The sequence below is a fragment of the Collinsella sp. OM06-18AC genome (assembly GCF_003438785.1).
In the GTDB taxonomy this organism is placed as follows: Bacteria; Actinomycetota; Coriobacteriia; order Coriobacteriales; family Coriobacteriaceae; genus Collinsella.
Map to the genome: position 1 here is coordinate 1 of NZ_QSTX01000010.1, position 26,281 is coordinate 26,281.

Consider the following 26,281-nt stretch of genomic DNA (forward strand, 5'->3'; position numbering starts at 1 on the left):
AAAATACGTTGGTGAAAATGGTGAAAAATATATTGACGCTAACATCTTCTCCTCCAGCGGCAGCGCGAGCTGGAGCCTGCTGGGGCGGTGCAGCAGCGTGAGCAGGCAGGCGCCGTCCTCCCGGGCCCCCTCGACGGTGTCCATCTCCCAGGCCGCGGCGCACGCGTCCTCCCCGAGGGCGAGGAACGCGGCATGTGACCTGCGGGCGGAGTGGCGGGTCGCCGCCCGGCACGCGGCGCGCTTCCTCGGCCTGTAGCCGACCTTGCGCCTGAGCTCCATGTTGGTCATGCCGTCGTAGCCCGCCGAGACCCAGCGGTAGATGGTCGACGGCGACAGGTCCACCGGGCCGCCGTTGCGCGCCGCCATCTGCTCGGGCGACAGCCCCCGGCGCAGGCAGTCCCTTATCGCCTCCAGCCTGGCCGCCGCGGCGGGCTCGTCGGCGTCTATCCCGCGCCTGGACGAGACGAGGACCGAGTCCGCGCACAGCTGCGCGGCGCGGGCGTCGTAGAAGACGTGCGGGCGGCGCTTGCAGCCGATCGCGCGGTACCGCCCGCACCCGTTGCAGCAGCGCGGCCACGCGGCCAGGCGCGGGCATGCCGCAGACAGGTCGGCGGAGGCGTCCACGCGCTCGCCGCGCCTCTCCCTCGGCGCGGTCACGAACCTGTGCGACGCCACCTCCGAGCACACCGTCGAGGGCGACCTGCCCAGCTCCCTCGCGATCTGCCTGCACGAGGCCCCGCGCTCCAGCATCCTCTGGACCGTGTCCCGCTCGTGCCTCGTGAGCCTTCCGTAGGCCCTCGGGACCGCCCTTGCGGAGCCCCTTTTCTTCTTTCCGGACATGCCGTCCTCCGATCTCCCGGGGCCGGCCGATCCGGCCCTCAGGGTATCGGGTTCCCACATTCATCCGTACATGTACGGATGAATGTGGGAGGTGTTCGGATAAAGTCGATAATCAAGGTTCGTATGGACGGCCCGGTCGATGAGGTATGCAAGGCATACCGCGAACAGTTCAAGTAGGTTATACTTATTTGTGCTTGGCGGGCTCGCGCTTGCTTGGCGTGCGGTTATTTGCTCCATTAGCTCAGTTGGATAGAGCAGGGGACTTCTAATCCCAAGGTCGACGGTTCGAATCCGCCATGGAGCACCTTTTGTTTAATAAGCTCAGCTTTTGCTGGGCTTTTTTGTTCACAAATGCGAAGTTGAGCTACTCTGTTTCTGCGGGCTCCACGATTTATGAGTTATGTAGCAATTCCAGATTCTAAGACAGGGGTCGTTTGCGTTTGGCGGCTAGCCATCGACATCCTTACACTAACGCTGACTCGAAAGGCCTTATCTCCTGCCCATTTTTCTCTGCACAATTGAAGTCTGAAGTGGTTGGCTATAATGCTGCTAACTGAGAATTGACGCACGATTTTCCACTCGATTGGCTACTAACATAATTCACGGGAGGCTATCGTGAGCTTCGCTAACGCTGCGTTGCAAATTAAGAAACTGAAGATAACCAACTTCCGTAAGTTCGAATCATATTCAATTGAATTCGATCGTCAGCTTACCGTTTTGGTCGGCGATAACGGCACGGGTAAAAGCACGCTTATCGATGCAGCTTGCATTGCGCTGGGGACGTTGTTCCAGAAAATTCAGAACGCTGAAGCTCTGGGCATAGTCCCAGATGATTCTCGCGGAGCGGTTATCAAACAGGGCGACATGTTCGACATTCAGTCCCAGTACCCGGTGTCAGTTGAGGCATCGGGCATTGTCCTGGGGGAAGAGGTGGGCTGGCTGCGATCGTTGAAGAGTGCTAAGGGACGCACCACGCAAGCCGATGCCGGACGTGTGATTGATGCTGGCGAACACCTGCAAGAGCTTGTCGGTAAAGGTAATGAAGTCGTTCTGCCTGTTCTTGCCCGCTACGGGACTGATCGACTGTGGAAACAAGCGGCGTCAAAAGATAAAGCAACGCCCAATAGAACGCGCGGTTACGAGGGCGCTCTGCGGGCATCTGCGAATGAAGCCCGTATGAATGCGTGGTTTAAGTCTCAATCGATTTGGGAATGGCAGGATAGGCGAGAGAGCGCCTTATTCACTGCGGTTAAGAAGGCGCTCGCGTCTTGCTTTGATGCCGCCGCGACAACCAAGGGCGCCATGGTCGACTACGACGTCGAGCTTAACCAACTTGTGTTTATATACACCACTGCTGAAGGTGTTTATCACCGCAATAGAATGCATTCTATGAGCGATGGCTATCGTGGGACGCTGAGCCTATTCGCAGACATCGCGTACCGCATGGCAACGCTCAATCCGGCTTTGGGCTCTAATGTGCTCGAGACGCCCGGTGTTGTTATGATCGATGAGATTGACCTTCATTTGCATCCCCGCTGGCAGGCCAGGATTCTCGAGGACCTTGTTCGCATATTTCCCAACGTTCAATTTATAGTTACAACGCATTCACCTGTTGTGGTTGCGTCGGTGCCTCGCGGTAACATCCGCATTCTTGGAGAGGACGCTGCAACGGTGCCTGCTATGGAAACGCGTGGACGCGATGCCGGGGATATTCTCAACACCGTTCTGGGCGCATTCTCTCGACCTGAAGAGGCGGCTCGATTGTTCGATTTATTTAATTGCGCCGTTGATGAAGAGCGCTTTGACGACGCTAGGCTTGCGCTCCAAAAGCTTGAGGAGTTTGTGGGCGTGGACGACCCCGATGTTGTTGCCGCTAAGACGACCCTTGAGCTTGAGGAGCTGCTGTCGTGATTCCGATCGTTAAGGCTAAAGAGCCTCCGGCACTTACCAAGGCCAAGAGAGCCATACGCAATACCCCCGATACGACGTTTGATTACACAGCGTTGCGCGGAGAGAACAAGCGAGAGGTTCTGGAGGCCTTGCTTGCAGAGCAGGATCATCTCTGCGCTTATTGCACATGCAGGATCGGCGTTGGTGATCATCCGGCTACGATCGAACATTTGATTCCGCAAAATCCTGAGGACTCTGCAGCGGATGGCGAATTGAGTCTCGATTATCACAACATGGTTGCTGTCTGTGACGGACGTGGCGGGGCAACGTGTGACAAACGACGTGGTAACAAGTCTCTTACGGTTGATCCGATCAAGCCTTATACGCTCGACAGCATTTTCTATCATCGCGACGGGCGTATTGATGCTGCTGATAGGAGCGTGCGGTACGATCTTGAGGTTACGCTCGGGCTCAACGCGTCGGGTACCAACTTGTGCGGCAATCGTTCCAAATCTATGGAAGCAATTGAGAAATCCATCGACCGTGCTATCAAGCGCAAGGGTGCCGAGGAAAACAGAGCTGTAAAGAAGGCTATTTGCGTAAAGGTTCTCAAACTGTTTGAACATCAGGCGGATATGAAAGACGAGTATTTGGGCGCCAAGTTATATAAGGCGCGCAAACTCGTCTCAAAGTATGCTTAGTGTCCTTTTGCTGCTGTGGTGGCATGTGGCTCTCACATGACAGTGCGCCGCCCAGCCGTACCAGCGAGGCCGTCGGGGGGCTTTATTGTCCCCGAGCTGCACTTTATCTCGCGGTGTGTCCAAACTATTGTTTCGATGGGTTAATTTCGCCTGAATGTATTCTCTATTAACTGAATTCTCTTCAGATTATCGATTGTTTTTATAGCTATTTATAAAGTTTTATATAGCTATATAACTATTTATAAAGCTATATAAACGAAGCAGGGATGAGATTCTATCGAGGTATTAGAGCTCCGGAGCTCCAGATTAAATATTCGAGATTAAATGTACAGCGATTAAGGGCGATTCACGGTAACATGCCGTGAATCGCCCTGTTCGATTTGCTCTTGTTTGCGATAACCCGCTTTGTCTACTCCTCCGTCGGCTCCACACCGAGCTCGTTGCGCACCAGCTCAAATGCCGCGGCGATGGCCTTGTCCATGTCGTAGTATTTGTAGCCGCCCAGGCGACCGGCGAAGATCACGTCGCCTTCCTGTGCCGCTAGCTCCTCGTACTGCTTGTAGAGGGCCTCGTTCTTGGCGTCGTTGATGGGGTAGTAGGGCTCGTCGCCGGGCTTCCAGTCCGCCGGGTACTCGCGCGTGATGACGGTCTTGTCCTGCGTGCCGAACTCGAAGTGCTTGTGCTCGATGATGCGGGTGTAGGGGACCTCGCGCTCGGTGTAGTTGACCACGGCCACGCCCTGGTGGTCCTGCTCGTCGAGCGTCACGGTCTCAAAGCGCAGGCTGCGGTACTCCAGCGTGCCCAGCTTAAAGTCGTAGAACGCGTCGATGGGGCCGCAGTAGATCGTCTTGGCGGCGATATCGGGCTCGGCGGCGATCAGCTCCTTGTACTCCACGCCGCAGCGCACCTCGACGCCCTCGAGCATGTTGGCGACCATCTTGGTGTAGCCGCCCATGGGGATGCCCTGGTAGCGGTCGTTGAAGTAGTTGTTGTCGTAGGTGAAGCGGCAGGGGAGGCGCTTGATGATGCTCGCGGGCAGGTCGCGGCAGTCGCGGCCCCACTGCTTCTCGGTGTAGCCCTTCACGAGCGTCTCGAAGATGTCGCGGCCGACGAGCGACAGCGCCTGCTCCTCGAGGTTCTGCGGCTCGCCGATGTTCTCGGCGGCCACCTGCTCGGCGATCTTGGCCTTGGCATCGGCCGGCGCGACGACGCCCGGCCACATCTTGGCGAAGGTGTTCATGTTGAAGGGCATGTTGTACATGTCGCCATGGAAGTTGGCTACCGGCGAGTTGACGTAGTTGTTGAACTCGGCGAAGCGGTTGACGTAGTCCCAGACGTCCCTCATGGAGGTGTGGAAGATATGCGCGCCGTAGCGGTGGACCTGGATGCCCTCGACGTCCTCGGTGTAGACGTTGCCGGCGATGTGGTCGCGGCGATCGATGACCAGGACCGACTTGCCGGCGCGCCTGGCGGCATTGGCAAAGACGGCGCCAGAGAGGCCGGCGCCGACGACGAGGTAATCGTACTGGGACATGGATGTGCTCCTTTGTATGTAATCAAACAGTTACTTAAGATTTGGGACAAATAAACCTGATAATTCTGTTCCAAGGATTAGTGTACCAGGCGTGTTGTAGGCTTTCTTTCAGCGGCTTCAGCTCATGTGCATAGCCCCGGTTTCTAGATGATTTAAAGAATCTGCTAATTCGTCTTCAAACACTCCGGTAAGACTTTCGATACGGCATTCATTGCCTGCGGCTTTAGGTACTGCTCGTTGAGTCGCGCCTTTTTGTAAGCGTAGCGAGTGTCTGCTGAGTATTTGACCAGCACGTCGGTGAAGAACCGCTCCCAGCTTAAATAATCGCGACTTTCGATATAGCTTGAGGGGTCCTCGAGGATTTTGGGAATGTCGCTGCTGGGTATGAGCTCGGAGCGCAGGAGTGTCCACTCAAACGATTCCGGGAGGAATAGGCGAACGTTCTTGTAAACGCGCTGTCCGAGCACTTTTTCGATGTAGGGACCAAACGCTGCGCCGTCTCCTATGGCAAGAACGTTTTGCTCGGGGCATTCGTGAATCGTACGTTTTAGATTCGCAACGCCGGTGGCCGTATAGCAGGGGATTCCGAGCCGTTTGCAAAGAGCGTTGTAAAACTGATAACCAGACTTGCTGTCCTCCACAACCACGGCATCGGGTATTTCGAATCCAACATTTAGGTCCTGATATAGCATGCTTGCCGTGTGGCTGTATATCGGTTTTGTTACCGAGTAGAAGCGTTTATCGCTCTTTCGGCCATTGATTGTTTTACTCGTGGTGTTTACCAGCTTTAGGATTTCGTCGACACTGTAGGGGAGTTCGCTGGCGTCTCGACGAGATATCAGGACAAAATAGTTGGATGAGCCGTTTACGGCTTTGGCGAAGTCCTTTGAGTAGATAAACTCGTTGCCCTCATCTAGAAAGACGATTGAATCTTCGATGATCGACAGCTCGCGCTCCCAGCGTCTGCCGGAAAGCGTTTCGCAAGGCACGTCGGAGCTAAGTGCAACGCCGCTTTCCGGTCCTCGGTCGTTGTAGTCGCGAATCATCGAGATGAGCGTCGTTTTGCCCGTGCCGCTGTTGCCACGGATGAAGGAAATATTGCGTTTAAAGGTGAGCGTGTATTTGACTTTTGCGCGCTCCACGACAACAGTGTGTGTTCCCTTCATTACTCATCAACATCCAAAAAGTCATTCGTGGCGCCGACAAACTCCTGCATGTTTCTAACGATGCGGCCATCGTTATTAATGCGAATCTCAAAATGCCTCCAGGGGAATTTCATGATGTGGTAAAGGGTTACCAGCACATCCTGTTCTTTGCCAATTTTGAGCAGCCAGCGGGCGCAGTTATCTCCGCAAGTGGATGCATTGAACACCATGTTTGGGAGATTGCGCACCAGAAGTAGCGTTTTAACGCCGCCGGAAAGCTCGAGGGGCGTAATCGAACCGAGCTGTTTGCTGATGATGTTGTGGGGGCCGATGAGCTCTGAACCGTCAACGCCTTTAATCATCTGCGCTGCCATAGGGTCCTCGAACCAGGAATCCAGGTATGAGTTCCTAAAATAGGTTTCGGTATCGTAGATGGAACGGGGGTAATCTCCCAGATGGATGCTTAACATGAGCGTCTCCAGACGTTTTGTGACTGCAACGATTATATGTCAGTAATAAAGTGCCGCCAGTAGTGAGGTTGCTGCTGGCGGCACTGGCATTATTGGCGTGCGAATCGCGTTGATGGATTTGCTCGCGAGGCTACTTTTCGAGACGCTCTTTCAGCAGCTCCAACGCGTGGGCGTAGCCTTGGAGGCCTTCGCCGGTGATGGTGGCGAAGCAGGCCAGGCGTGCATAGCTCACCTGGCGGAAGTCCTCGCGTGTCTCTACGGCGCTGATGTGGACCTCCACAGCCGGGATGGCGACGGCCTTGAGGGCATCGAGGATCGCCACGCTCGTATGCGTATAAGCGGCCGGGTTGATGACGATGCCGTCGACCTTGCCGTAGGCCTCCTGGATCTTGTCGACGATGCTGCCCTCGTGGTTAGACTGGAAGACCTCGATCTCGTCGAAGCCCTGTGCGGCACCTGCCTCCTGGCAGATCTGCACTAAGCGGTCGTAGTTGTCGCTGCCATAGATGCCCGGCTCGCGAATGCCGAGCATGTTGAGGTTGGGGCCGTTGATGACGAGTGCTTTCATGGTTGCTTCCTTTGCGATTGGAAAACCACCACAAAGGCGCCTGTCCCCTTTGTGGTGGTTTTGGTTAGAGAGCGGGTGGGAGGGTGTCGAGGAGGGCTTGGGCGGTGTTGGCGGCGCAGTCGCGTGAGTCGATGATGTAGTCGGCCCAGGAGCGGTAGCGCGGCATGCGCTGCTCGGCGAGCTTGTCGATGCCATCGCGCGCCGTGATGGGGCGGCCCTTGTGGGCGAGCTCGTCGAGCTTGCGGTTGAGCATCACGATCTGGCTGTTCTGGTGCAGCAGCGGGTAGTTCTCGTCGCGCGTGACCACGCCGCCGCCGGTGGAAAGCACCAGGCCGCTGCGCTTGGAGATGTCGGCCAGCGCCGCCGTCTCCTGTTCGCGGAACGCCGCCTCGCCGCGCTCGACGATAAAGTCGGCGCAGGGCATGCCCAGGCGCTCCTCGAGGGCGCGATCCAGATCGATGTGCTCTCGCCCCGTGAGCAGGGCAATCTGCTCGCCCACACGGGTCTTGCCCGAGCCCGGCATGCCGATCAGCGCGATGTTCTGTTCGCGGCGTGACAGGCGCTCCGTTACGTCCAGAATGCGCTCACGCGAAGTGACCTGGCCGGTGTAGCGCTCAACGGCTTGCGCCGCCTGGGCCACGAGCATCAGCAGGCCGCCGATGCAGGGGATGCCGCGGCGCTCGGCCTCGAGCATGAGTCCCGTGCGAGCGGGGTTGTAGACAATGTCGATAACGCCCTCGAGCGCATTGAGCCCCTCGAGTGTGCAGGGGGCGTCGGGACAGTGGGGGAACATGCCGGCGGGCGTGCAGTTGACGAGCAGTGCGGCGTCGGACTGCTGCGCGATGTTGTCGTAGTTGACTTCGCTCGTGCGGCCGACCGGCACGACGATGGCGCCCAGGTCGCCGAGCACCATACTTGCCGTGGTGCCGGCGCCGCCGGTGGCTCCGAGCACGAGGGCCTTCTTGCCGGCAACCTCTACGCCCAACTCCTCGACCAGGCTCTGAAAACCGAAGTAGTCAGTATTATCGCCGCGCAGGCGCCCGTCGGGTAGGCGCGTGATGGTGTTGACGTTGCCCATGCGCTCGGCGAGCGGGCTCAGTTCGTCCAGGTAGTCCATTACGGCGCGCTTGTAGGGGATGGTCACGTTGGTGCCCTCCCACTCGTCGCCGGTCATAAAGGCCGCGAGGTCCTCGGGCTCGCGCTCAAACCGCACGTACTCGAGCCCCGCGAGCTCCTTGTAGATGGCCGGTGTGTAGCTGTGGCCCAGCACACGGCCCAGCACGCCGTAGGGACGGGTTGCAGCGATATCGGTCATCTAGAGCACCTCCGTGTAACTGCCAAAGTAGGTGAAGCTCTCGCACACGTCGTCGATGGAATCAAGCAGGTCGTCGAGGGCCTTGCTGCCAAAGGGGCAGTCCAGGTCAAAGTAGAACATAAACTCAAAGTCGCGGCAGGGGATGGGGCGGCTCTCGAGCTTGATGAGGTTGATATTGAGCGCGTAGAAGCGCTCGAGTACGCGATAGAGCGCACCCGGCTCGTTGGCCGTGGTGATCATGAGCGAGGTACGGTTGGCGCCGGGGTAGACGCGCGGCTCGCGGCTGATGACGACAAAGCGCGTGTAGTTGTTGTCCGAGTCCTGAATGTTGGGCTCCAGCACCTCCAGGCCATACAGCGTGGCACAGCTGCGCGAGGCGATGGCGGCGACGTCGGTGCGCTCGGAGTTGGCGACCATCTCGGCCGACATGGCCGTGTTTGGGTACTTGGTGGCGTGCAGGTCGTGGGACTCGATAAAGCCGGCACACTGGGCAATGGCTTGGCCGTGGCTGTAGACCTCGCGTATGTCCGCGAGCTTGGTGCCGGGCTTGACGAGCAGGTTGTGATCGATCTTGAGGCGCAACGAGCGCACGATATGGAAGTCGAACTGGGCGAGCAGGTCGTAGACGGCGTTGACTGAGCCGGCGGTGGAGTTCTCGATGGGCAGCACGCCAAACTCGCAGAAGCCGTCGCGCACGGCGCGCATAACGCCCTCGAAGGTCTCGAAGAACGCAATGTCGGGCACGTCGAAGAGCCTGCACGCGGCAATTTGGCTATAGGCGCCCTCGACGCCCTGGCAGGCGACGCTAGCCGTCTGGGGGAAAGGCGTGTCAAAGGCTGCAGCCGTGGCGTGGGCCTTTTGTGAGACGGTGATGCCCTTGAGCTCGTTGATGTAGCGCTGTTGCTCGGCCTTGCTCATGCTCATGAGGAGGCGGAACAGGGTGATGGCTTGGGCCTCGTAGCGCTCGGGCACGCGGCTGGCGAGATTGTTGAGCTTGGAGCGCTCACGGGCGGGGTCGAAGACGGCCTTGCCCATCTCGATTTTAGACTTGGCGACCTCGGTGGCAATGTCCATGCGCTCGACAAAACTGTTGAGGAGCGTGGTGTCGATGCCATCGATGGCCTGGCGGATGTCAGCAAGGTCCATGGAGACCCCTTTCACGTGTCGGGGGATGTTGAGGGGTGGGTAGTTAGCGCTGGGCGGCGTCTTCGAGGAGGGCGTCCCAGATGGCAAGGGCGGCGGCTGCCTCGGCTACGGGGACGGCTCGGGGGACGATGCAGGGATCGTGGCGGCCGTGGACCGAGAGCTCGGCATTTTCCATAGCGTCCATGTCCACCGTCTGCTGCTCGCGGCCAATTGAGGGCGTCGGCTTTACGGCCATGCGCCACATGACGGGCGCGCCGGTCGAAATACCGCCCAGGATGCCGCCGGCGTTGTTGGACTCGACCTCGATCTCGCCGGTCTCGGCATCGATGCGATACGGATCATTGTTCTCGCTGCCGCGCATGGCGGCCACGGCAAAGCCCATGCCAAACTCCACGCCCTTTACGGCGGGAATGCCAAACGCGATCTGCGCGATGCGGTTCTCGATGCCGTCGAACATGGGGTCGCCGATGCCCGCGGGAAGCCCATAAATGCCGCACTCCACGATGCCGCCGATGCTGTCGAGTTCGTCGCGTGCGGCTAGGATCTCCTCGCGCATGCGGCCGGCTGCGGCGGCGTCAATGCAAGGAAGATCGTTCGTTTGGATCGCTTTGCGGTCGGCCTCGCGATAGACCATATCGTCCATCGGCAGGTCGGAGATACCGCCGATCTGCGCGACGTGCGCCATTACTTTAATGCCGCGGGCCTCGAGTGCCTGCAGCGCAATGCCGCCGGCGATGCACAGGGGTGCCGTTAGGCGGCCGGAGAAGTGCCCGCCACCGGCGACATCGTGCATGTTGTGATACTTCACGCGCGCAGGGAAGTCCGCATGTCCGGGGCGGGGCTTGCGGCGCAGCTCGGAGTAATCCTTGGAGCGCGTGTTGGTGTTCTCGATAATCGCGGCGATGGGCGCGCCGGTGGTATGTCCATCGACCACACCGGCGATGATGTGGGCGGCGTCGGCCTCGCGGCGTTTGGTCGCGGTCTCGTCGCGACCGGGGGCACGACGGTCAAGGAAGGCCTGCAGCCGCCCCTGGTCAACAGCGATGCCCGCCGGAATGCCATCGAGGGAGCAGCCGATGGCGGGGGAGTGCGACTGGCCGAAGATGCTTAAGTGCAAGACGTTGCCAAAGGTCGAGGACATGCTATTCCTCCTCGAGTGTGACCTTGCCGCCCAGCAGGCGGTAGTGGTCGAAGAAATCGGGATAGGACTTGTTGACGGCCTCGGCGCCGTGGATCACGACCTCGCCGGTGGCGCGGCTCGCGGCGATCGCGGCCATCATGGCGATGCGATGGTCGTTGTGCGAATCGACTTCGCCGCCGGTGAAGGCATCGACACCCTTGATGATGAGGTCATCGCCGGCAATGCGCACCTGCGCGCCCAGCGCGGTGAGCTCGCGGGTGGTCGTGACCAGGCGGTCGGATTCCTTGATGCGCAGACGGGCGCAATCGCGGATAAAGGTGCGGCCCTGCGCCAGCGAGGCTACGGCCGAGATGACGGGCACCAGGTCAGGAATGTCGTGGGCGCTCATCTCAAAGCCGGCGAGCTTGTCGGACTTCACGGTGGCGGCGTTGGTGGAGCGCACGATGCGGGCGCCAAAGCGCGAAAGCGCGGCGAGCACGTTTCGGTCGCCCTGCGCGGAGCTTAGCGACACGCCCTCCACGGTGATGGGGTCGGCGCCGATAGCGCCGGCGCACAGCCAAAAGGCGGCGTTGGACCAGTCGCCCTCGACGGCTACGCTGCCGGGCGTGCGGTACGAGCCGCTGCTCACGCGGAAGTTCGTGACTTCGGGCTGGCCGTCCTTGGCCGGAATACGCTCGACGTTGACCTCGACGCCAAAGGCCTTCATGGCCTGGATCGTCAGGTTGATGTAGGGACGGCTCTCAATGAGGCCGGTTACCTGCACGCAGGAGGGCTGGGCCAGCAGCGGGGCTGCCAGCAGCAGGCCGGAGATATACTGCGAGCTCACGTTGCCCGGAAGCACAAAGGTGCCCGGGCGCATGCGTCCGCTCGTCTTGAGCGGAAAACCGCCCAGACCCTGTAGGTCGCAGCCGGCGGCGATGATCTCGTCCGAGAGCGGGGAGAGCGGGCGGGCGCCCAGGCGGCCCTGGCCTACGAAGGTGGCATCCGCACCCAGAGCGCAGACGACAGGCAGCATAAAGCGGAGCGTGGATCCACTTTCGCCGCAGTCAAGCGTGCCGCCGGCAAGGGCCTTGAGCAGGCCAAACTCAACACTCTTCATGGTGGGGTGGACCTGGAAGCCGTCCTCGACGGTCTCGATGCGAGCACCCAGGGCCGTAAGGCAACGCACCGTAGCCTCGATGTCGGCGCAGGTGGTATTGCAGGTGACGTGTGTCTCGCCGTTGGCAAGCGCAGCGCAGATGATCAGGCGATGCGCCATCGACTTGGACGCGATGGCGGGAACGGTGCCCTTGAGCGGGGACGGGGTGATGCGGGCTAGCATGCGGAAGCGTCTCCCTTCTGGCCGAGGCCCTCGGCAATTAAATCGTGGAAGGTGGAAAGCGGCGTGCGGTCGATGCTGCAACGGCCAATGCCGTGCGGAATTACCAGGTCAATCGTGTCACCGGCGCGCTTTTTATCGTGCAGTGCTTCGGCAAAGACGGCGTCGGCCGAAAGCTCGCAGCGGGTCTTGAGACCGTGGCGTGCGCAGAGCTCCTCGATGCGGCCCGGCAGCTCGGCGTCGCAGGTGCCATGAAGCGCCGCGGCGCGCGTGATGATACCCATGCCGATCGACACGCAGTTGCCGTGTCCCAGCTCAAAGTGCTCGCAGGCCTCGACGGCATGTCCGGCACTGTGTCCAAAGTTGAGGAGCTTGCGCTGGTTGGTTTCGCGCTCGTCGGCGACGACCACGGCGCGCTTGATGTCGATGTTGCGGGCGATGATGAGCGCTACGCGAGCCACGTCCTGGTTGAGCAGCTCCAGCGTGAGCGGGGTCTTCTCCAGCTCGGCGAAAAGCTCCGGGTCGGCGATTACGGCGTGCTTGACGACCTCGCCGCAGCCGTCGGCGAACTGCTCGGGCGTGAGGGTGGCCAGGCACCCCACGTCGGCGATAACCACGCTCGGCTGCCAAAAGGCGCCGGCCAAGTTCTTGCCGGCAGCCAGGTCTATGGCGGTCTTGCCTCCCACCGACGAATCCACCATGGCGAGCAGGCTCGTGGGGATCTGCACAAACTTGCAGCCGCGCATGTAGGTGGCGGCCACAAAGCCCGCCACGTCGCCCACGACGCCGCCGCCGAGTGCCACGATCACGTCGGAGCGCGAAAGCTCGTGCTCGGCCACAAACTCCAAAATGGCAACGTAGGTCTCGGCGCGCTTATGGGCCTCGCCGGCCTCGAAGGTGCAGATGCTCACCTCGTAGCCTGACGCCTCCAGGCTCTGCTTAACGGGCATCTGGTAGAGCGGGCCCACGTTGGTGTCTGTCACGATGACGGCGCGGGTGCCGCCGGCGGTGGCGCGCACGAGCGGCCCCGCCTGCTCCAGCAAAAACGTGCCCACATGCACCTGGTAGGGGCGTGCGGTGTCGATATCGATAGTAATCGCCATAAGCTTCGGTCCTTTCGACCTGGCGTGATGGGTGGTCTAGTGGGAGGCCTCGTCGTCGAGCGCGCGCTTAATGCGGTCGCCCTCGGCAAGGAGATTCTCCAGATAGCGCTGGTCGCGGTCCTTAAGGGCGCGGCTGTAGGCGCCAAGCGATTCGATCAGATGGTCGATCTCGAAGGCGAGCGCATCGGCGTCGTCGATCATGAGCTCGGACCACATCTGAGGATTGAGGTGTGCCACGCGGGTGAGGTCGCGGTAGCTGCCGGCCGAAAAGCCGTGGTGGACCTGAGCGGTCGGGCTCTTAACATAGGCGTTGGAGACGACGTGCGCGAGCTGGCTCGTAAAGGCGATGACGCGGTCGTGCTCGGCGGCGCTCGTTACGCTGAACTTGCCAAAGCCCAGGGGACGTACCATCTCGCGCACCTGGCCCAAAAGCTCCAGCTTGAGTGCGTCGTCCACTGCGGGCGGTACAAGCACGAGCGGTGCGTCCTGGAACAGGTCGGCGCGGGAATGCGCGTAGCCCGAGAACTGCGTGCCCGCCATGGGGTGCGCGCCCACAAAGTAAAAACCGTGCTCGCGGGCAAGCTCAAAGGCGCGCTCGCACACGATGCCCTTGACGCCTACGGTGTCGATCACCACGGGGCCCATGATGGCCTCGGTGTCAGTGGCGTCGGCGAGTGCCTGGGCGTGCGCCTCGAGCCACTCGATGCAGGCCTCGGGGTAGCATGCCAGGACGATGATGTCGCACTCGCCGAGCGTCTCGTCGTTGAGCTCGCCGGCAACGGTGCCCATGCTGGCGGCCGTCATGACGTCGTCATCGGGGTCCCAGGCCAGCACACGGACGCCCGCCTGCGCATAGCCGCGGGCAAAACTGCCGCCGATGAGGCCCAGGCCCACGATGCCGGCGCACTTGGGGCCACCCTGGTTAACGCGTGCGTTTCTCACCGTGCCCATGGGCTACTCCTGAACGGTCTCTTGGCAGACGACCTCGCGGATGGCGCGGATGCGGCGCATGGTGTCGTCGAACTGATCGGGGGTGAGGGCCTGAGCGCCGTCGGACCATGCGCGGCTGGGCTCGTCGTGGACCTCGATCTCTAGGCCGTTGGCACCGCAGGCGGTCGCGGCGAGCGCCATGGGCTCAACGTAGCGGGTGTAGCCGGTGGCGTGGCTGGGGTCGGCGACGACGGGCAGGTGCGACAGGTGGTGCAGCACCGGCACGGCATTGAGGTCGAAGGTGTTGCGGGTGCGGGTCTCGAAGGTGCGGATGCCGCGCTCGCACAGGATGACGTTGTCGTTGCCCTCGCTCATGATGTACTCGGCGGCCATGAGCAGCTCATCGATCGTGCCGGACATGCCGCGCTTAAGCAAGATCGGAGTCTTGGTCTTGCCGACCTCTTTGAGCAGGGGGAAGTTCTGGGCGTTGCGGGCGCCGATCTGCATGACGTCGATCTTCTTGTCCAGGAAGACCTGCACGTCGCGCGGGTCCATGATCTCGGTGACGATCGGCATGTCGAGCTCGGCAGACGCCTCGCACAGCAGGTCCAGACCGGCGGGGCCCATGCCCTGGTAGGCGTACGGGGAAGTGCGGGGCTTGTAGGCACCGCCGCGCAGCATCGTGGCACCGGCGGCCTTCACGCGGCGGGCGATGCGGATGAGGTTCTCGCCCTCGACGGAGCACGGGCCGGCGATGACCTGGAACTGATCGCCGCCGATCTTGACGCCGTGGCCGCAGTCGATGACGGAGTCCTCGGGGTGGAACTTGCGGTTGGCGCGCTTGAACGGCTCGGAGACGCGCTGCACGCGCTCGACGACATCCATGGACTCGAGCAGGAACGGGTCGATCTTGGTCGTATCGCCCACCAGGCCGATGATCGTCTCATTCTCGCCGCGCGAGACATCGGTCTTCAGGCCCTTTTTCTCAATCCAGCTGACGATATGGCTGACGGCCTCGTCGCTGGCGCTCTCTTTTAAAATTGCAATCATGGTGTGCCTCTCACCTCGATGGATAACCCTTGCAAAAACGGCCCGCATCGCGAGCCGTGTACATATGGTGCATGAGAGTTTATACTATCTGACTCGCTTTTGCCTTCTAAAGTGGGCCGTTGAGCCGCGTCTTCCTCGGAATTGCAAAGCTTTTTCTTTTATTTTGATAGCCCGTGGTGCACTTGGGTATAATGCCAAACGTTGGCCCTATTAGCTCAGGGGATTAGAGCGTCTGCCTCCGGAGCAGAAGGCCGTTGGTTCGAATCCAACATGGGGCACCATCGAACGTGAGACCGTCCGAACCTCGCATGGTCCGGGCGGTTTTTCTTATACCGACGCGACGTGATGGGACGTGGTATGGCAGCAACGGATATCGAGCGCGGACTCTCGACCGCCGAGGTCGAGGAGCGCATCGCCGCCGGTAAGATCAACCGCAACATGGAGCTCAAGACCAAGTCGGTCAAAGAGCTCATCATCGAGAACCTCTGCACGCTGTTCAATTTGATCAACGTGATTTTGGCGTTCCTAGTCATTTTGACCGGTTCGTTTAAGAATCTGACGTTCCTGTTCGTAGTGTTCCTCAATACTGCTATTGGCGTCATCCAGTCCATGCGTTCCAAGAAGATGGTCGATAAGCTCACGCTGCTGACCTCCAAGAAGGCCATTGCGGTGCGCGACGGCGCCGAGGTGGAGCTCGACCTGGACCAGATCGTGCTCGACGATATCATCCGCCTGGGGCGCGGCGACCAGATTCCCGCTGACGCCGTGGTGGTTTCGGGCGAGGCGCTCGTGAACGAGAGCCTGCTGACGGGTGAGAGCGACCTCATTAAGAAACAGCCCGGTTCCGAGCTCATGAGCGGCAGCTTTATCGACTCGGGCCTGCTGCGCGCCCGCGTGATCCATGTCGGCGCCGACAACTACGTGGCCAAAATTAATAACGAGGCGAAGTACGTCAAAAAGGTCAATTCCGAGATCATGAACGCGCTTAACGCCATCGTGCGCTTTGCGAGCATCATCATGATCCCGCTCGGTTTGACGTTGTTTGCCTCGAGCGTGAGCGAGCTGTGGGATGCCGCGGGAACCCCAGGCAACAGCGCGCTTTCGTGGTGCTTCTCCGAGCTGTTGGCTGGTCATGTGCCTTCGTCGGCGCTGCTGTCCACGGTGGGCGCCCTGCTGGGCATGATCCCGCAAGGCCTGGTGCTGCTGACCTCGTCGGTGCTCGCCATCGCCACGGTGCGCCTGGCCCGCCGCAAGGTACTCGCGCAGCAGCTCTACTGCATTGAGACGCTCGCGCGCGTCGACGTGCTGTGCCTGGACAAGACGGGCACCATCACGTCGGGCCGCATGGAGGTCGAGGGTACCTATCCGCTGCCGGTCGAGGGTATGGGTGCGGGGGAGGGCGACGCCGCCGTTCCCGTCGATACCACGGTGCTCGATTTTGCGCTGGCTAACGTCGCACGTGCGACCTCGGCCGATGCCAACGAGACCTGTCAGGCGCTGCTCAACTATTACGCCGACCGTCCGGTCGAGGTGTCCGAGCCGCTGTCGGTCATTCCGTTCTCGTCTTCCAAAAAGTGGAGCGGCGCGTCGTTTGCACAGGGCTCATATGTGATGGGTGCGGCGCAGTTTGTGCTCTCTGATCGTGCGTTTGCCCAGGTCGAGAACCGTGTCGCCGAGCTTGCCGATACCTGCCGCGTGCTCGTGGTGGCGCGCGTTGACGGCTTTACGCCCGATGGCGATATGGTGGGCGAGGCCGAGCCCGTGGGCTTTGTGACCATACGCGACGAGATCCGTACCTCGGCGGCCGAGACCATCGGCTACTTTAACGAGCAGGGCGTGACTCTCAACGTGATCAGTGGCGACGACCCGCGTACGGTGTCGTCGATCGCGCGCGTGGTGGGCGTGCCGGGGGCGGACGCTTATGTGGACGCCACGACGCTCGATACGCCGGCCAAGCTCGATGCCGCAGTGGACCGCTACCATGTCTTTGGTCGTGTGACCCCGCAGCAGAAGCGCGAGCTCGTGCAGGCGCTCAAGCGCCGCGAGCACACCGTGGCCATGACAGGCGACGGCGTCAACGACGTGCTGGCGCTCAAGGAGGCCGACTGCTCCGTGGCCATGGCGGCCGGCTCCGATGCCGCGCGTAACGTGGCCGAGATCGTGCTCGTCGACAACGACTTTGCCTCGATGCCCGCCGTGGTGGCCGAGGGCCGTCGCTCCATCAACAACCTGCAGCGTTCGGCTTCGCTGTTCCTGACTAAGACGCTGTTCTCGATGGGCCTGGCGGCGCTGTGCATCGCACTGCCGCCGTACCCTTTCGAGCCGATTCAGATGACGCTCATCAACTTCTTCTGCATTGGCGCGCCGGGCTTTGTGTTGGGCCTGGAGCCCAACAATGCTCGCGTGAAGGGGTCGTTCCTGACGAACGTGCTCAAGCGGGCACTGCCGGCGTCGCTTGCGGTCATTTTGGCCGCGGCGCTCGATATCTTTGTGGCGCGCGTGTTCGGCTTTAACCAGCTCACGCTGTCTACGATGTGCCTACTTACGTCGTGCGCGGCGAGTGTCAGCCTGATCTGGCGTATCTCGCAGCCCCTCACGCCCTTACGTGTGGCGCTCTTTGTGTTTGTAGTTGCCGGCATCCTGACGGGCGTTATCGGATTCCCGAAGCTGCTGTCTATTGCCAACCTGTCGATGGGCCAGATGGTTATCTTGGCTGTCATCGTGGTCATCACCTGCTCGGTGTTCTTTAAGCTCGCCACGATGATGGATTCGCTCAAGCCGCGTCGTCGTCATGCCGCAACTGGTTTTGGCCGCGGTGTGCGCGTCCGCTTGGGTCGCGGTGGCGGCAAGGTGAGCTCGACGGGTTCGACGGCCGAGCGTTTTGCCAAGCGCGTCGCCGCCGACATGGCGCAGCGCCGCGAAGCTCGCACCGTTCGTGAGGCCGAGGCCCGCGCACTCGAGGGCATGGCCCAGGCCCAGCCCAAGAAAAAGAAGAGTACCGGAGTCAAGCGCTCCCGCGTAACCAAGTCCGCCCAAGGCATCAAAGTCTCGATGTCGAGCAAAAAGAAGAAGTAACTACGCGCCCTGGCGATGTTGAATTGGTGCCTTGCTCCTGTGGGGCCGTGGCGATGTTATGCTCTAACCTCGATTATTTGAATTGCTTCGAAAAGAGGATGCCGTGATCTGCCCGCATTGCCTTAAGACTATCGAGGACGGCGCCTCGTTCTGCCCCTACTGCAACGCCTATGTGGGTCCGGGCGATGGTCCCGAGCACACCGAGTTCGTGTTCTGTGAGGGCTGCGGTGCCCGTCTTTCTCCGCATGATCGTACGTGCCCCAAATGCGGACGCCCCGCTCCGGGTATCCTCTCCGAGGATGCGGCAGCATCCGACCTGGCAGCGGGCCGCACGGCGGGCTTTCCGCGCCTAACGCAAGAGCAGATCGATACCGAGGTGCCGCATGCGCCGGCCTCTGCCGCTGCGGTGCTTTCGGACGCCGCCGACCCCAATGAGACCTGCGTGCTGCCGGCTTTCGATAAGGATTTCGGTATCCCCAAGGTCGATATTCCCATGCCCGTTTCCCTGCATGACGATGCTCAAAAACCCAAGCGCAAGATGCACCCCGACGAGGACGCCTATCACAAGCACAAGCGTCATATTCCCAAGCCGCTTATCGTAATCGCGGTCCTTGCCGTCGTTTGCGGCGGTGCCTATTGGTTCGTGACGACCGATCCCATGGGTGTTATGCCCGGCTTCTACGACCAGTTTGGCCAAGCTGCACAGACCACCTTCCCCACGCGCCAAAAGGGCGAGGCCACTGAGGACGATACCAAGCAGGACGATTCTGCGGAGGTGGTCCAGGAAGAAACCGTGCTCACCGATGATCAGCTCTATACCAGGCTCGACGGTCTGTATCAGACCATCGTGTCCTACGCTGACGAGGACCAGATCGGCGAGGTCATCGATTCCTTTAACAACGGCTATCTCCGAACGCCGCTGTCCACCCGTCAGGAGCTGTCGCAGAGTGCCTACGCCCTGCGCGACCAGATCAAAAAGACGCAAGATGAGCTTAACAACCTGAAAGTACAGGACGATACGGTCTATGCGGATGACATCGCCCACTTAAAGCAGCTTGCCGAGTGGATGTATGAGCGCGTCGACGTGATCTGCCAGAGCTGGGATATCTCGCTGGCCATTCCCGATGGCGAGTCGATGAGTTCCCACCAAAGCGAGATCCTGGCGCCCATCGCGCAGGGCGGCAACAGCGCGCTGAACCAGTACGATGCCAATGTGGGTTCCTGGAAGCCGCAGCAGCGTTCCTTAAATTAGTTCGCCATAGTCGGCATAACCTACGTGCGCAATTGATGTAAGCCCGTGCTTATTGCTACAATTCGTACAAATATGCTTTAAACGCACGAGGAAGGAACCACATGTTTGGTTTTAAGAAAGAGCTCTACACGCCCGGGTATCAGCTTGTCGGCGACGAGTGTGCCGTAATCGAGACGTCGAAGGGTACCATCAAGGTCAAGTTTGACGGCGAGGGCGCTCCCATTCATGTCGCGAACTTCTGCGAGCTTTCCACGATGGGCTTCTATGATGGCCTTAAGTTCCATCGCTATGTGCCCGGTTTTGTTATCCAGGGCGGGGACCCCAATACCCGCGACATGTCCGGCGCCGACGTCGCTGCCGGTCTTGAGGGCCCCGACGGCATGCCCGGTACCGGTGGCCCCGGCTACTGCATCAAGGGCGAGTTTGCCACCAATCCGCGCAACAGCCATGTCGATGGCGCCCTTGCCATGGCACGCTCCATGGACCCCGATTCCGCGGGTTCGCAGTTCTACTTCTGCCTGGGTGCCCAGCATAATCTCGATTCCGGTTACACCGTCTTTGGTACCACGGTCGAGGGTCTCGATGTGATTTCGCAGCTGCGTGCCGGCGACGAGATCGTTCATGTCGAGATCGTTCACGAGTAAAGGGGACTTCCTTGAATAGCCAGCTGATCCAACAGGGCCGCGCCGCTTACCGCGCGGGTGATTTTTCCGCTGCAGCCCAGATGCTTGGGGCGGCAAAGACTCCCGATGAGATTATGGGCGAGGCCGATCACCTTCGTGGCAACGCCTTGATGCACCTGGGCATGTATGCCGAGGCCGCCGAGGCCTATGCCGCCGCCCTCAACGACGGTACCTACGGCAAGCGCGGCGCGCTGCTCACCAACCGCGGCAAGGCGCTCGCCGCCGTGGGCGACTACACGACGGCCGCTCAGGCTTTCTCTGCCGCTACGCAGGATGCTTCCTATGCCACGCCGTTCAAGGCCTATCTGGGCCTGGGCAATGCGCTGTTCCAGTCGGGCGACTATGCCAACGCGGGAACCGCCTTCCGTCAGGCTGCCATCGACGGCGCCAATCCGGCTCCTGCCGCCGCACTCGGCGAGCTCGGTCGTTGCTTCATTAAGCTCGGCCGTCCGGCGGATGCCGTGGAGACCTACCGCACGGCTATCGACTTCGCCGGCCCCCGCGACGACACGCGTGCGCTCAACGCCGGCATGGGTCAGGCGCTTTCTGCCGCCGGCCGTCCCTCCGACGCACTCGACGCCTTTAACGCCGCTACTGCCGATGGCATCTACCAGCTCACCTCCGAGCAGGCCGATGAGCTTGCCCGCGTGCAGGATTCGCTTGCTGCGCTGTCTGCCCAGACGGCTATGGCCACGGCTCCGGCGCCCGCGATGGACGCTCCTGCCGTCGATCCGCTCGATCCTACGGGCGCGACCGGTCAGTTTATGCCCGATCCCTCGGACACCGGCTTCTTTACGCTGTCCGAGTCCGAGATGGTCCAGCAGGACCGTCAGGATCGTAAGCAGGCCAAGGTCCGTCGCCGCCATCGCCACACGGGCCTCAAAGTCTTCATCGTGCTGCTTCTGCTCATTTTGATCGCCGCGGGCGGTCTGGGCTTTGCCTACACGCGCGGCTTTGGCTTCCCGTCTCAGGAGTCTGTCGTTACCGATCTGTTCCAGGCTGCCGGTGACGGTGACACCGCAAAGGCCGAGTCTTGCCTGGCCTCGAGCCTGTCCGAGGACGCTAAGTCGATGATCATCTCCTCGATTCCGCAGGGTGCCACCGTGTCCGTCGAGGGCATGGATCAGTCCATGACCGAGACGACCGCTAAGGTGAAGGCATCGCTGTCCAAGGGCGGCGAGCAGGAGTACACCGTCAAATTCGTGCGCTCCGACAACCATATCGGCTGGGCCGTTTCTTCGCTTGATATGGATTTCTCGGCTGCTGACAACCAGTAGTGACCTTATGGGATTTAGCTTTGCCCGGCGCTTCACCGCAAGTGAGGTGCCGGGCTTGCGCTAGTATGATGAGCTAGTAGTTTTCCAGCAATCATCCAACACATCAGGAGTTGCGTTGTTTTCTTTGATGGATATGTTCTTCGGTAGCTATGCGGGCGATCTTGCCATCGACCTCGGCACCGCCAATACGCTTGTCTCCGTGCGCGGCAAGGGCATCGTCATTCGCGAGCCCTCTGTTGTCGCCATCGACAAGAACGACGAGCGCATCTTGGCGGTCGGTATCGAGGCAAAGCGCATGCTCGGCCGTACGCCCGGCAACATCGTGGCCGTTCGTCCCCTGAAGGACGGCGTCATCGCCGACTTCGATGTTACCGAGGCCATGCTTCGCTACTTTATCGACAAGGCGTCCGAGAAGCGCTATCCGTGGACTCCGCGTCCGCGTGTTGTCGTCTGCGTTCCCTCCGGTGTCACGTCGGTCGAGAAGCGCGCTGTCTTTGAGGCCACGATCCAGGCCGGTGCCCGCCAGGCCTATCTGATCGAAGAGCCCATGGCGGCTGCCATCGGCGCCGACCTGCCCGTCGAGGAACCCACCGGCTCCATGGTCATCGACATCGGTGGCGGTACCACCGAGGTTGCCGTTATCGCTATGGGCGGCATCGTCGTCTCGCAGTCCATCCGTATTGCCGGCGATGAGTTCGATCAGGCCATTCTCACGCACGTTCGCGATGCCTACAACCTGGCCATCGGCGAGCGTACGGCAGAGGACATTAAGATCAAGGTCGGCTCCGCCGTGCCGCTCAAGGACGAGCTCGACGTCGAGGTCAACGGCCGCGACGTGATCACCGGTCTGCCCAAGACCGTGCGCATCGAGAGCGAGGAGATTCGTCGCGCGCTCAACAAGCCGCTCGACGAGATGGCCAAGGCCGTCAAGGACGCACTCGACGCTACGCCTCCCGATCTTGCCTCGGACCTTATGTACTACGGCATTTTGCTGACCGGTGGCGGCGCGCTGCTGCGCGGTCTCGACGTGCGCCTGCGCGATGAGACCGGCGTTTCGGTCAACGTCAGCCCCACGGCGCTCGATAACGTCGTTAACGGCTGTGCCCGCGTGCTCGAGGCCAATGCGTTTGATGGCGGCTTCGTCCAGACCAATGCTTAATTTCCAAAAGGTGGATTCCATTTGGCACGATCTTCGGGTTTCTCCACAAATCTGAATACCAAGCGACAATCAACGGGTATGCGCCCGTTGATTGTTTTCAGCCTGATTTCGGTGTTGCTGCTCACGTTTTACATCCGCGAGGGCGAGGCAGGACCGATTCATGCCGTGCGCTCGGGCGTGACGACGATTACCTCGCCGGTGCGCTTTGTGGGCTCGGCTGTGGCGGCTCCCTTCAATGCGATCGGTAACGTGTTCTCTAACCTTACGGCGTCGCAGGACACGCTTGACGAGCTTAAGAAGCAAAACGAGGAACTGACCTCTAAGGTTGCCGAGCTCTCCGAGGCTCAAAAGACCGCCGAGCGACTGGAGGGGCTGGTCGGCCTGCAGTCGACCTACAACCTCAAATCAACCGCAGCTCGTATCGTCGGCGCTTCGGGCGATGCCTGGACCTCGACCGTCACCATCGATAAGGGTTCTGCCGACGGTCTTACCATCAACATGCCTGTGACGAGTTCTGCCGGTGTCATAGGCCAGATTATCGAGGTCTCGGCCAAGACGTCCACCGTGCGCCTGATTGGCGATGAGAACTCGGGCGTGTCCGCTATGGTGCAGGACACGCGCGCCCAGGGCATGCTGCAGGGTCAGGCTGACGGCACGCTGCGTCTTGAGTACGTGAGCGTCGATTCCGACGTTAAGGTTGGCGACATCATCGTGACCTCGGGCATTGGCGGTGTGTTCCCCAAGGGTCTACCGCTCGGCACCGTCTCGTCTGTTGAGAAATCGGCTAACGACGTGTACTACACCATTGTGGTGCGCGCCCAGACGACGGCCGAGAACAACGAGGAAGTGCTGGTCATTACCTCGCTGACCGACGAACAGTCGGCCTCGGATGAGGACGTGAACACGGCCAACAGCACGCCGCAGGGAACGTCGCGCGATGCTGCGACCAAGACGAAGGACGAGAGCCCGGATGACAGTTCCGACACGTCCGAGACGACCGATTCCGGCTCGAGCGAATAGGGGGCATGTCCATGGATCTACACGAGCAGGGGATGAGCTCCCGCACGTTTGTAATCGCCGCCATTGTGTGCGTGCTGCTGCAGGCAGGCCTGGCACCGCAGATCTCCATTGCGGGCGGTCGCGTCAACTTTATGATTATCCTGGTGTGCCTAAGCGTGTTCTCGGGCGACCCGACCCGTGCCGTCGTGTGCGGTTTTTGCAGCGGCTTGTTCTATGACCTTTCCGCTGCCGTGCCGGTGGGCGTTATGTCGCTCCTGCTGACCGTGGGTTCTTTTGCCCTGGTGCATAGCGCCGCCGGTCAGACGGGCGGTACCCCGAGCGCGCGCGGCATCACTGTGGGTGCCTTCGCGCTTGTCATTAATGTGATCTACAGCATCATCTTGCTGTTTATGGGTTTGGAGACGAGCTTTGTCGTGGCGCTCTTCGGCCATGCGCTGCCGTCTTCGATCCTGACGGGTCTGGTTGCCATTCCGTTTTTGATGTCCGGCGTCGTGCCGCAGTCCGGTTATGGATTCTCCGCACGTGGCGGACGCCAGACGGGCATGCGCTTTAAGCCCAAGACCCGTAAGCTCAAATAGGGGAGGCCTGTAGATGTCTTCCCAGATGACGGTTATTATCGCCGGTATCGTGCTGGTAGTGGCCATCGTGGTCGCGCTGGTCATCATGCGTCGCGGCGATTCTCGTTTTACCTACGATACGCAGCATGGAACGGCCCCGCGCGCCACCGAGGGCGAGGGCAATACCGCGGCGACCGCCTTTAAGGGCCGCTTCTCCATCCTCACCACGGGTGTGGGCGCGATGTTCGCGGCGCTTGCCGTCAAGCTGTGGGGCATGCAGATGGTCTCGTCGGACTATTACGAAAAGCAGGCTAATAGCAATCAGACGCGCACCGTTACCACACCCGCTGTGCGCGGCCGCATCCTCGACCGCAATGGCGTGGCACTTGTCCAGAACCGTCCCTCACTTGCTGTCGTGGCCTACCGCGACCTTGCCGAGGATGAGGTTCTGGTTCGCCATCTTGCCAACGTGCTCGGTATGCCCTACGTGGCGGTTCTGCGCAATATTCAGGACAATTCCGAGGGTGCTCAGAGCCTGCATACCATCGCGACGGACGTCCGTCGCTCCACGGTTGCCTATATTCAGGAGCACGCCGGCGAGTTCCCGGGCGTCAAGATTGCCGAGCGTACCGAGCGCCAGTATCCATATGGCGAGACGGCATGCCATATCTTGGGCTATACCGGCACCATTACCTCCGAGCAGCTCGAGGCCCAGAATAAGAAAACCTCTGGCGATGATGATGCTTCTGCTGGCCGGATTACGTACCAGTCGGGCGATATCGTGGGCCAGGCGGGTGTTGAGAGCTACTACGAAAACCTGCTGCAGGGTATTCGTGGCGAGCAGACCGTCAAGGTCGATGCCTCGGGCAATGTGACCGGTCAGGCCGGCGCCGTGCCTGCCAAGGCCGGCTCCGACATTAAGCTCACGCTCGACCTTAAGATCCAACAGGCCTGTGAGACGGCGCTGGCGAGCGCCATCGAGCTTGCCAAGACCACTGGCTACAGCAATGCCGGCAACGGCGCTGTGGTGTGTCTCGATCCCAACAATGGCGAGATCCTGGGCATGGCGAGCGAGCCCAAGTTCGATCCTTCCGTCTTTATCGGCGGCGTCTCAAATGACGTGTGGACCGAGCTCAATGATGACAAGGGTTCGCACCCGCTGCTCAACCGCGCCATTAGCGGACAGTACATGTCGGCCTCGACCATCAAGCCGCTCTCGGCACTGGCCGGTCTTGAGTTTGGAACCTACACTTCAACACAGACAACCAACTGCACGGGCTATTGGACGGGCTTGGGCAAGGCTTGGGGCAAGCGCTGCTGGTTGACGTCTGGCCACGGCACCATGACGCTGCAGTCGGGTATCGCCAACTCGTGCGACCCCGTCTTCTACGACATGGGCAAGGCGTTCTTTTATGACGAGCAACATTCCGAGGGGCTGCAGGAGGTCTTTCGTCGCTGGGGCCTAGGCAAGACCTGCGGTATCGATCTGCCGAGTGAGGGCGCGGGCCGTATTCCCGATGCCGAGTGGAAGGAGTCGTACTTCACCGACGCCTCTGCCGAGGACCGCAAGTGGAATGCCGGCGATATGACCAACATTGCTATCGGCCAGGGCGACATCCTGGTGACGCCCCTGCAGATGGCGTGCGCCTACATGGGCCTTGCCAACGGCGGCAAACAGTACGTGCCTCACGTGTTTTTGTCTGCCGTGTCGCGCGATGGCGACGGCGATGCCTATAAGTACAACGGCAAGGGCAAGAAGAAGCGCCTGGAGGCCAAGATCAACAGCGATTCGGATTTGGCTCTTGTTCGCAACGGCATGCACGACGTGATATACACGGCATCGACGTCCCTGGCGGCTCACTTTGGCACCCTGACGCCGCAGGTATACGGCAAGTCGGGCACGGGCGAGAAAAGCGGCGAGGACGAATACGCGTGGTTTTGCGCCTATGCACCGGCCGATGATCCCAAGTATGTCATCGCTACTGTCCTGGAGCAGGGCGGCGGTGGCTCAGATACCGCGATGCATGTCGTGCGCGACGTGCTCGGCGTGATTTATGACGAGCCCGATACCTCTTCGGCCTCGGGCGATTCTTCGGTTCGATAGGAG

At 60.7% G+C, this 26,281-nt stretch carries 22 protein-coding genes and 2 tRNA genes; 12 read left to right on the forward strand and 12 right to left on the reverse strand.

What is annotated here, in order from left to right; all coding sequences use genetic code 11:
- Positions 1-900: transposase (locus DXB86_RS07085; protein WP_369831483.1), on the reverse strand; the 900-nt coding region annotated here is incomplete at its 3' end.
- A gap of 170 nt (positions 901-1,070) precedes the next feature.
- Between DXB86_RS07085 and DXB86_RS07090 the strand changes: the two genes are divergently transcribed.
- The 3 genes from DXB86_RS07090 (at position 1,071) to DXB86_RS07100 (ending at position 3,431) form a co-directional block, all read left to right on the forward strand.
- A tRNA-Arg gene (locus DXB86_RS07090) sits at positions 1,071-1,144 on the forward strand.
- 311 nt (positions 1,145-1,455) lie between these two features.
- Positions 1,456-2,751 carry an AAA family ATPase gene (locus DXB86_RS07095; RefSeq protein WP_117736647.1) on the forward strand — a complete coding sequence of 432 codons (1,296 nt, stop codon included), beginning with the start codon at positions 1,456-1,458 and terminating at the stop codon, positions 2,749-2,751.
- A complete protein-coding gene (locus DXB86_RS07100) occupies positions 2,748-3,431 on the forward strand; it encodes a hypothetical protein (protein WP_117736648.1) in 684 nt (227 codons plus the stop codon). The genes DXB86_RS07095 and DXB86_RS07100 overlap by 4 nt, the downstream gene beginning before the upstream one ends.
- 409 nt (positions 3,432-3,840) lie before the next feature.
- On the opposite strand, the gene glf is transcribed toward DXB86_RS07100, so the two are convergent.
- The 11 genes from glf to aroF form a co-directional block, all read right to left on the reverse strand.
- Complete coding sequence (gene glf / locus DXB86_RS07105) at positions 3,841-4,965, reverse strand: UDP-galactopyranose mutase (RefSeq protein WP_117736649.1); 1,125 nt, start codon at positions 4,963-4,965, stop codon at positions 3,841-3,843.
- Between the two features lie 164 nt (positions 4,966-5,129).
- Entirely contained in the window at positions 5,130-6,131 is a 1,002-nt protein-coding gene (locus tag DXB86_RS07110; RefSeq protein ID WP_117654849.1) for a translation initiation factor 2, read from the reverse strand.
- Complete coding sequence (locus DXB86_RS07115) at positions 6,131-6,580, reverse strand: DUF4869 domain-containing protein (RefSeq protein ID WP_117654848.1); 450 nt, start codon at positions 6,578-6,580, stop codon at positions 6,131-6,133. The genes DXB86_RS07110 and DXB86_RS07115 overlap by 1 nt, the downstream gene beginning before the upstream one ends.
- A 130-nt stretch (positions 6,581-6,710) precedes the next feature.
- Positions 6,711-7,148 carry a type II 3-dehydroquinate dehydratase gene (gene aroQ, locus DXB86_RS07120; protein ID WP_117736650.1) on the reverse strand — a complete coding sequence of 146 codons (438 nt, stop codon included), beginning with the start codon at positions 7,146-7,148 and terminating at the stop codon, positions 6,711-6,713.
- A gap of 64 nt (positions 7,149-7,212) precedes the next feature.
- The gene (locus tag DXB86_RS07125) at positions 7,213-8,463 is read right to left on the reverse strand and encodes a shikimate kinase (RefSeq protein ID WP_117736651.1); all 1,251 of its coding nucleotides are present in this window, start codon (positions 8,461-8,463) and stop codon (positions 7,213-7,215) included.
- The gene (pheA, locus tag DXB86_RS07130; RefSeq protein WP_117736652.1) at positions 8,464-9,609 is read right to left on the reverse strand and encodes a prephenate dehydratase; all 1,146 of its coding nucleotides are present in this window, start codon (positions 9,607-9,609) and stop codon (positions 8,464-8,466) included.
- A gap of 43 nt (positions 9,610-9,652) precedes the next feature.
- The gene (aroC, locus tag DXB86_RS07135) at positions 9,653-10,750 is read right to left on the reverse strand and encodes a chorismate synthase (protein ID WP_117654844.1); all 1,098 of its coding nucleotides are present in this window, start codon (positions 10,748-10,750) and stop codon (positions 9,653-9,655) included.
- A 1-nt stretch (position 10,751) separates the two neighbouring features.
- On the reverse strand, positions 10,752-12,071 hold the full coding sequence (gene aroA, locus DXB86_RS07140) for a 3-phosphoshikimate 1-carboxyvinyltransferase (RefSeq protein ID WP_117736653.1): 1,320 nt from the start codon (positions 12,069-12,071) through the stop codon (positions 10,752-10,754).
- Positions 12,065-13,171, reverse strand: a complete 1,107-nt coding sequence (gene aroB, locus DXB86_RS07145; RefSeq protein WP_117736654.1) for a 3-dehydroquinate synthase — start codon at positions 13,169-13,171, stop codon at positions 12,065-12,067. The genes aroA and aroB overlap by 7 nt, the downstream gene beginning before the upstream one ends.
- A 36-nt stretch (positions 13,172-13,207) precedes the next feature.
- Positions 13,208-14,122: a prephenate dehydrogenase/arogenate dehydrogenase family protein gene (locus DXB86_RS07150; protein ID WP_117635289.1), complete on the reverse strand. Its 915-nt coding sequence runs from the start codon at positions 14,120-14,122 to the stop codon at positions 13,208-13,210.
- A gap of 3 nt (positions 14,123-14,125) precedes the next feature.
- A complete protein-coding gene (gene aroF / locus DXB86_RS07155) occupies positions 14,126-15,151 on the reverse strand; it encodes a 3-deoxy-7-phosphoheptulonate synthase (RefSeq protein WP_117736655.1) in 1,026 nt (341 codons plus the stop codon).
- Between the two features lie 204 nt (positions 15,152-15,355).
- On the opposite strand from aroF, the gene DXB86_RS07160 reads away from it, so the two are divergent.
- The 9 genes from DXB86_RS07160 (at position 15,356) to mrdA (ending at position 26,278) form a co-directional block, all read left to right on the forward strand.
- Positions 15,356-15,432 (forward strand) — tRNA-Arg (locus tag DXB86_RS07160).
- Between the two features lie 76 nt (positions 15,433-15,508).
- Positions 15,509-18,226, forward strand: a complete 2,718-nt coding sequence (locus tag DXB86_RS07165; RefSeq protein ID WP_117736656.1) for an HAD-IC family P-type ATPase — start codon at positions 15,509-15,511, stop codon at positions 18,224-18,226.
- A 103-nt stretch (positions 18,227-18,329) separates the two neighbouring features.
- Complete coding sequence (locus tag DXB86_RS07170) at positions 18,330-19,478, forward strand: zinc ribbon domain-containing protein (RefSeq protein WP_158555299.1); 1,149 nt, start codon at positions 18,330-18,332, stop codon at positions 19,476-19,478.
- 101 nt (positions 19,479-19,579) lie between these two features.
- Entirely contained in the window at positions 19,580-20,122 is a 543-nt protein-coding gene (locus tag DXB86_RS07175; protein ID WP_117736658.1) for a peptidylprolyl isomerase, read from the forward strand.
- Between the two features lie 11 nt (positions 20,123-20,133).
- On the forward strand, positions 20,134-21,438 hold the full coding sequence (locus tag DXB86_RS07180) for a tetratricopeptide repeat protein (RefSeq protein WP_233503136.1): 1,305 nt from the start codon (positions 20,134-20,136) through the stop codon (positions 21,436-21,438).
- A 127-nt stretch (positions 21,439-21,565) separates the two neighbouring features.
- Positions 21,566-22,597, forward strand: coding sequence for a rod shape-determining protein (locus DXB86_RS07185; protein ID WP_006236061.1), 1,032 nt, complete (start codon positions 21,566-21,568; stop codon positions 22,595-22,597).
- 78 nt (positions 22,598-22,675) lie between these two features.
- Entirely contained in the window at positions 22,676-23,617 is a 942-nt protein-coding gene (gene mreC, locus DXB86_RS07190; RefSeq protein ID WP_117564242.1) for a rod shape-determining protein MreC, read from the forward strand.
- Positions 23,618-23,628: 11 nt separating this feature from the next.
- On the forward strand, positions 23,629-24,195 hold the full coding sequence (locus tag DXB86_RS07195) for a hypothetical protein (protein ID WP_117736659.1): 567 nt from the start codon (positions 23,629-23,631) through the stop codon (positions 24,193-24,195).
- Between the two features lie 13 nt (positions 24,196-24,208).
- Positions 24,209-26,278 (forward strand): penicillin-binding protein 2, encoded by a 2,070-nt coding sequence (mrdA, locus tag DXB86_RS07200; RefSeq protein ID WP_117736660.1) that lies wholly within the window; start codon positions 24,209-24,211, stop codon positions 26,276-26,278.
- Positions 26,279-26,281: the final 3 nt, after the last annotated feature.

What these genes read in the sequence shown, in the direction of transcription:
- mrdA (WP_117736660.1), top strand. Translation starts at nt 24,209, where the DNA reads ATGTCTTCCCAGATGACGGTTATTATCGCCGGTATCGTGCTGGTAGTG.
- DXB86_RS07115 (WP_117654848.1), bottom strand. Translation starts at nt 6,580, where the DNA reads ATGTTAAGCATCCATCTGGGAGATTACCCCCGTTCCATCTACGATACC.
- DXB86_RS07175 (WP_117736658.1), top strand. Translation starts at nt 19,580, where the DNA reads ATGTTTGGTTTTAAGAAAGAGCTCTACACGCCCGGGTATCAGCTTGTC.
- glf (WP_117736649.1), bottom strand. Translation starts at nt 4,965, where the DNA reads ATGTCCCAGTACGATTACCTCGTCGTCGGCGCCGGCCTCTCTGGCGCC.
- aroB (WP_117736654.1), bottom strand. Translation starts at nt 13,171, where the DNA reads ATGGCGATTACTATCGATATCGACACCGCACGCCCCTACCAGGTGCAT.
- mreC (WP_117564242.1), top strand. Translation starts at nt 22,676, where the DNA reads ATGCGCCCGTTGATTGTTTTCAGCCTGATTTCGGTGTTGCTGCTCACG.
- DXB86_RS07125 (WP_117736651.1), bottom strand. Translation starts at nt 8,463, where the DNA reads ATGACCGATATCGCTGCAACCCGTCCCTACGGCGTGCTGGGCCGTGTG.
- aroF (WP_117736655.1), bottom strand. Translation starts at nt 15,151, where the DNA reads ATGATTGCAATTTTAAAAGAGAGCGCCAGCGACGAGGCCGTCAGCCAT.
- DXB86_RS07110 (WP_117654849.1), bottom strand. Translation starts at nt 6,131, where the DNA reads ATGAAGGGAACACACACTGTTGTCGTGGAGCGCGCAAAAGTCAAATAC.
- DXB86_RS07150 (WP_117635289.1), bottom strand. Translation starts at nt 14,122, where the DNA reads ATGGGCACGGTGAGAAACGCACGCGTTAACCAGGGTGGCCCCAAGTGC.
- DXB86_RS07185 (WP_006236061.1), top strand. Translation starts at nt 21,566, where the DNA reads ATGGATATGTTCTTCGGTAGCTATGCGGGCGATCTTGCCATCGACCTC.
- aroA (WP_117736653.1), bottom strand. Translation starts at nt 12,071, where the DNA reads ATGCTAGCCCGCATCACCCCGTCCCCGCTCAAGGGCACCGTTCCCGCC.
- DXB86_RS07195 (WP_117736659.1), top strand. Translation starts at nt 23,629, where the DNA reads ATGGATCTACACGAGCAGGGGATGAGCTCCCGCACGTTTGTAATCGCC.
- aroC (WP_117654844.1), bottom strand. Translation starts at nt 10,750, where the DNA reads ATGTCCTCGACCTTTGGCAACGTCTTGCACTTAAGCATCTTCGGCCAG.
- DXB86_RS07165 (WP_117736656.1), top strand. Translation starts at nt 15,509, where the DNA reads ATGGCAGCAACGGATATCGAGCGCGGACTCTCGACCGCCGAGGTCGAG.
- aroQ (WP_117736650.1), bottom strand. Translation starts at nt 7,148, where the DNA reads ATGAAAGCACTCGTCATCAACGGCCCCAACCTCAACATGCTCGGCATT.
- pheA (WP_117736652.1), bottom strand. Translation starts at nt 9,609, where the DNA reads ATGGACCTTGCTGACATCCGCCAGGCCATCGATGGCATCGACACCACG.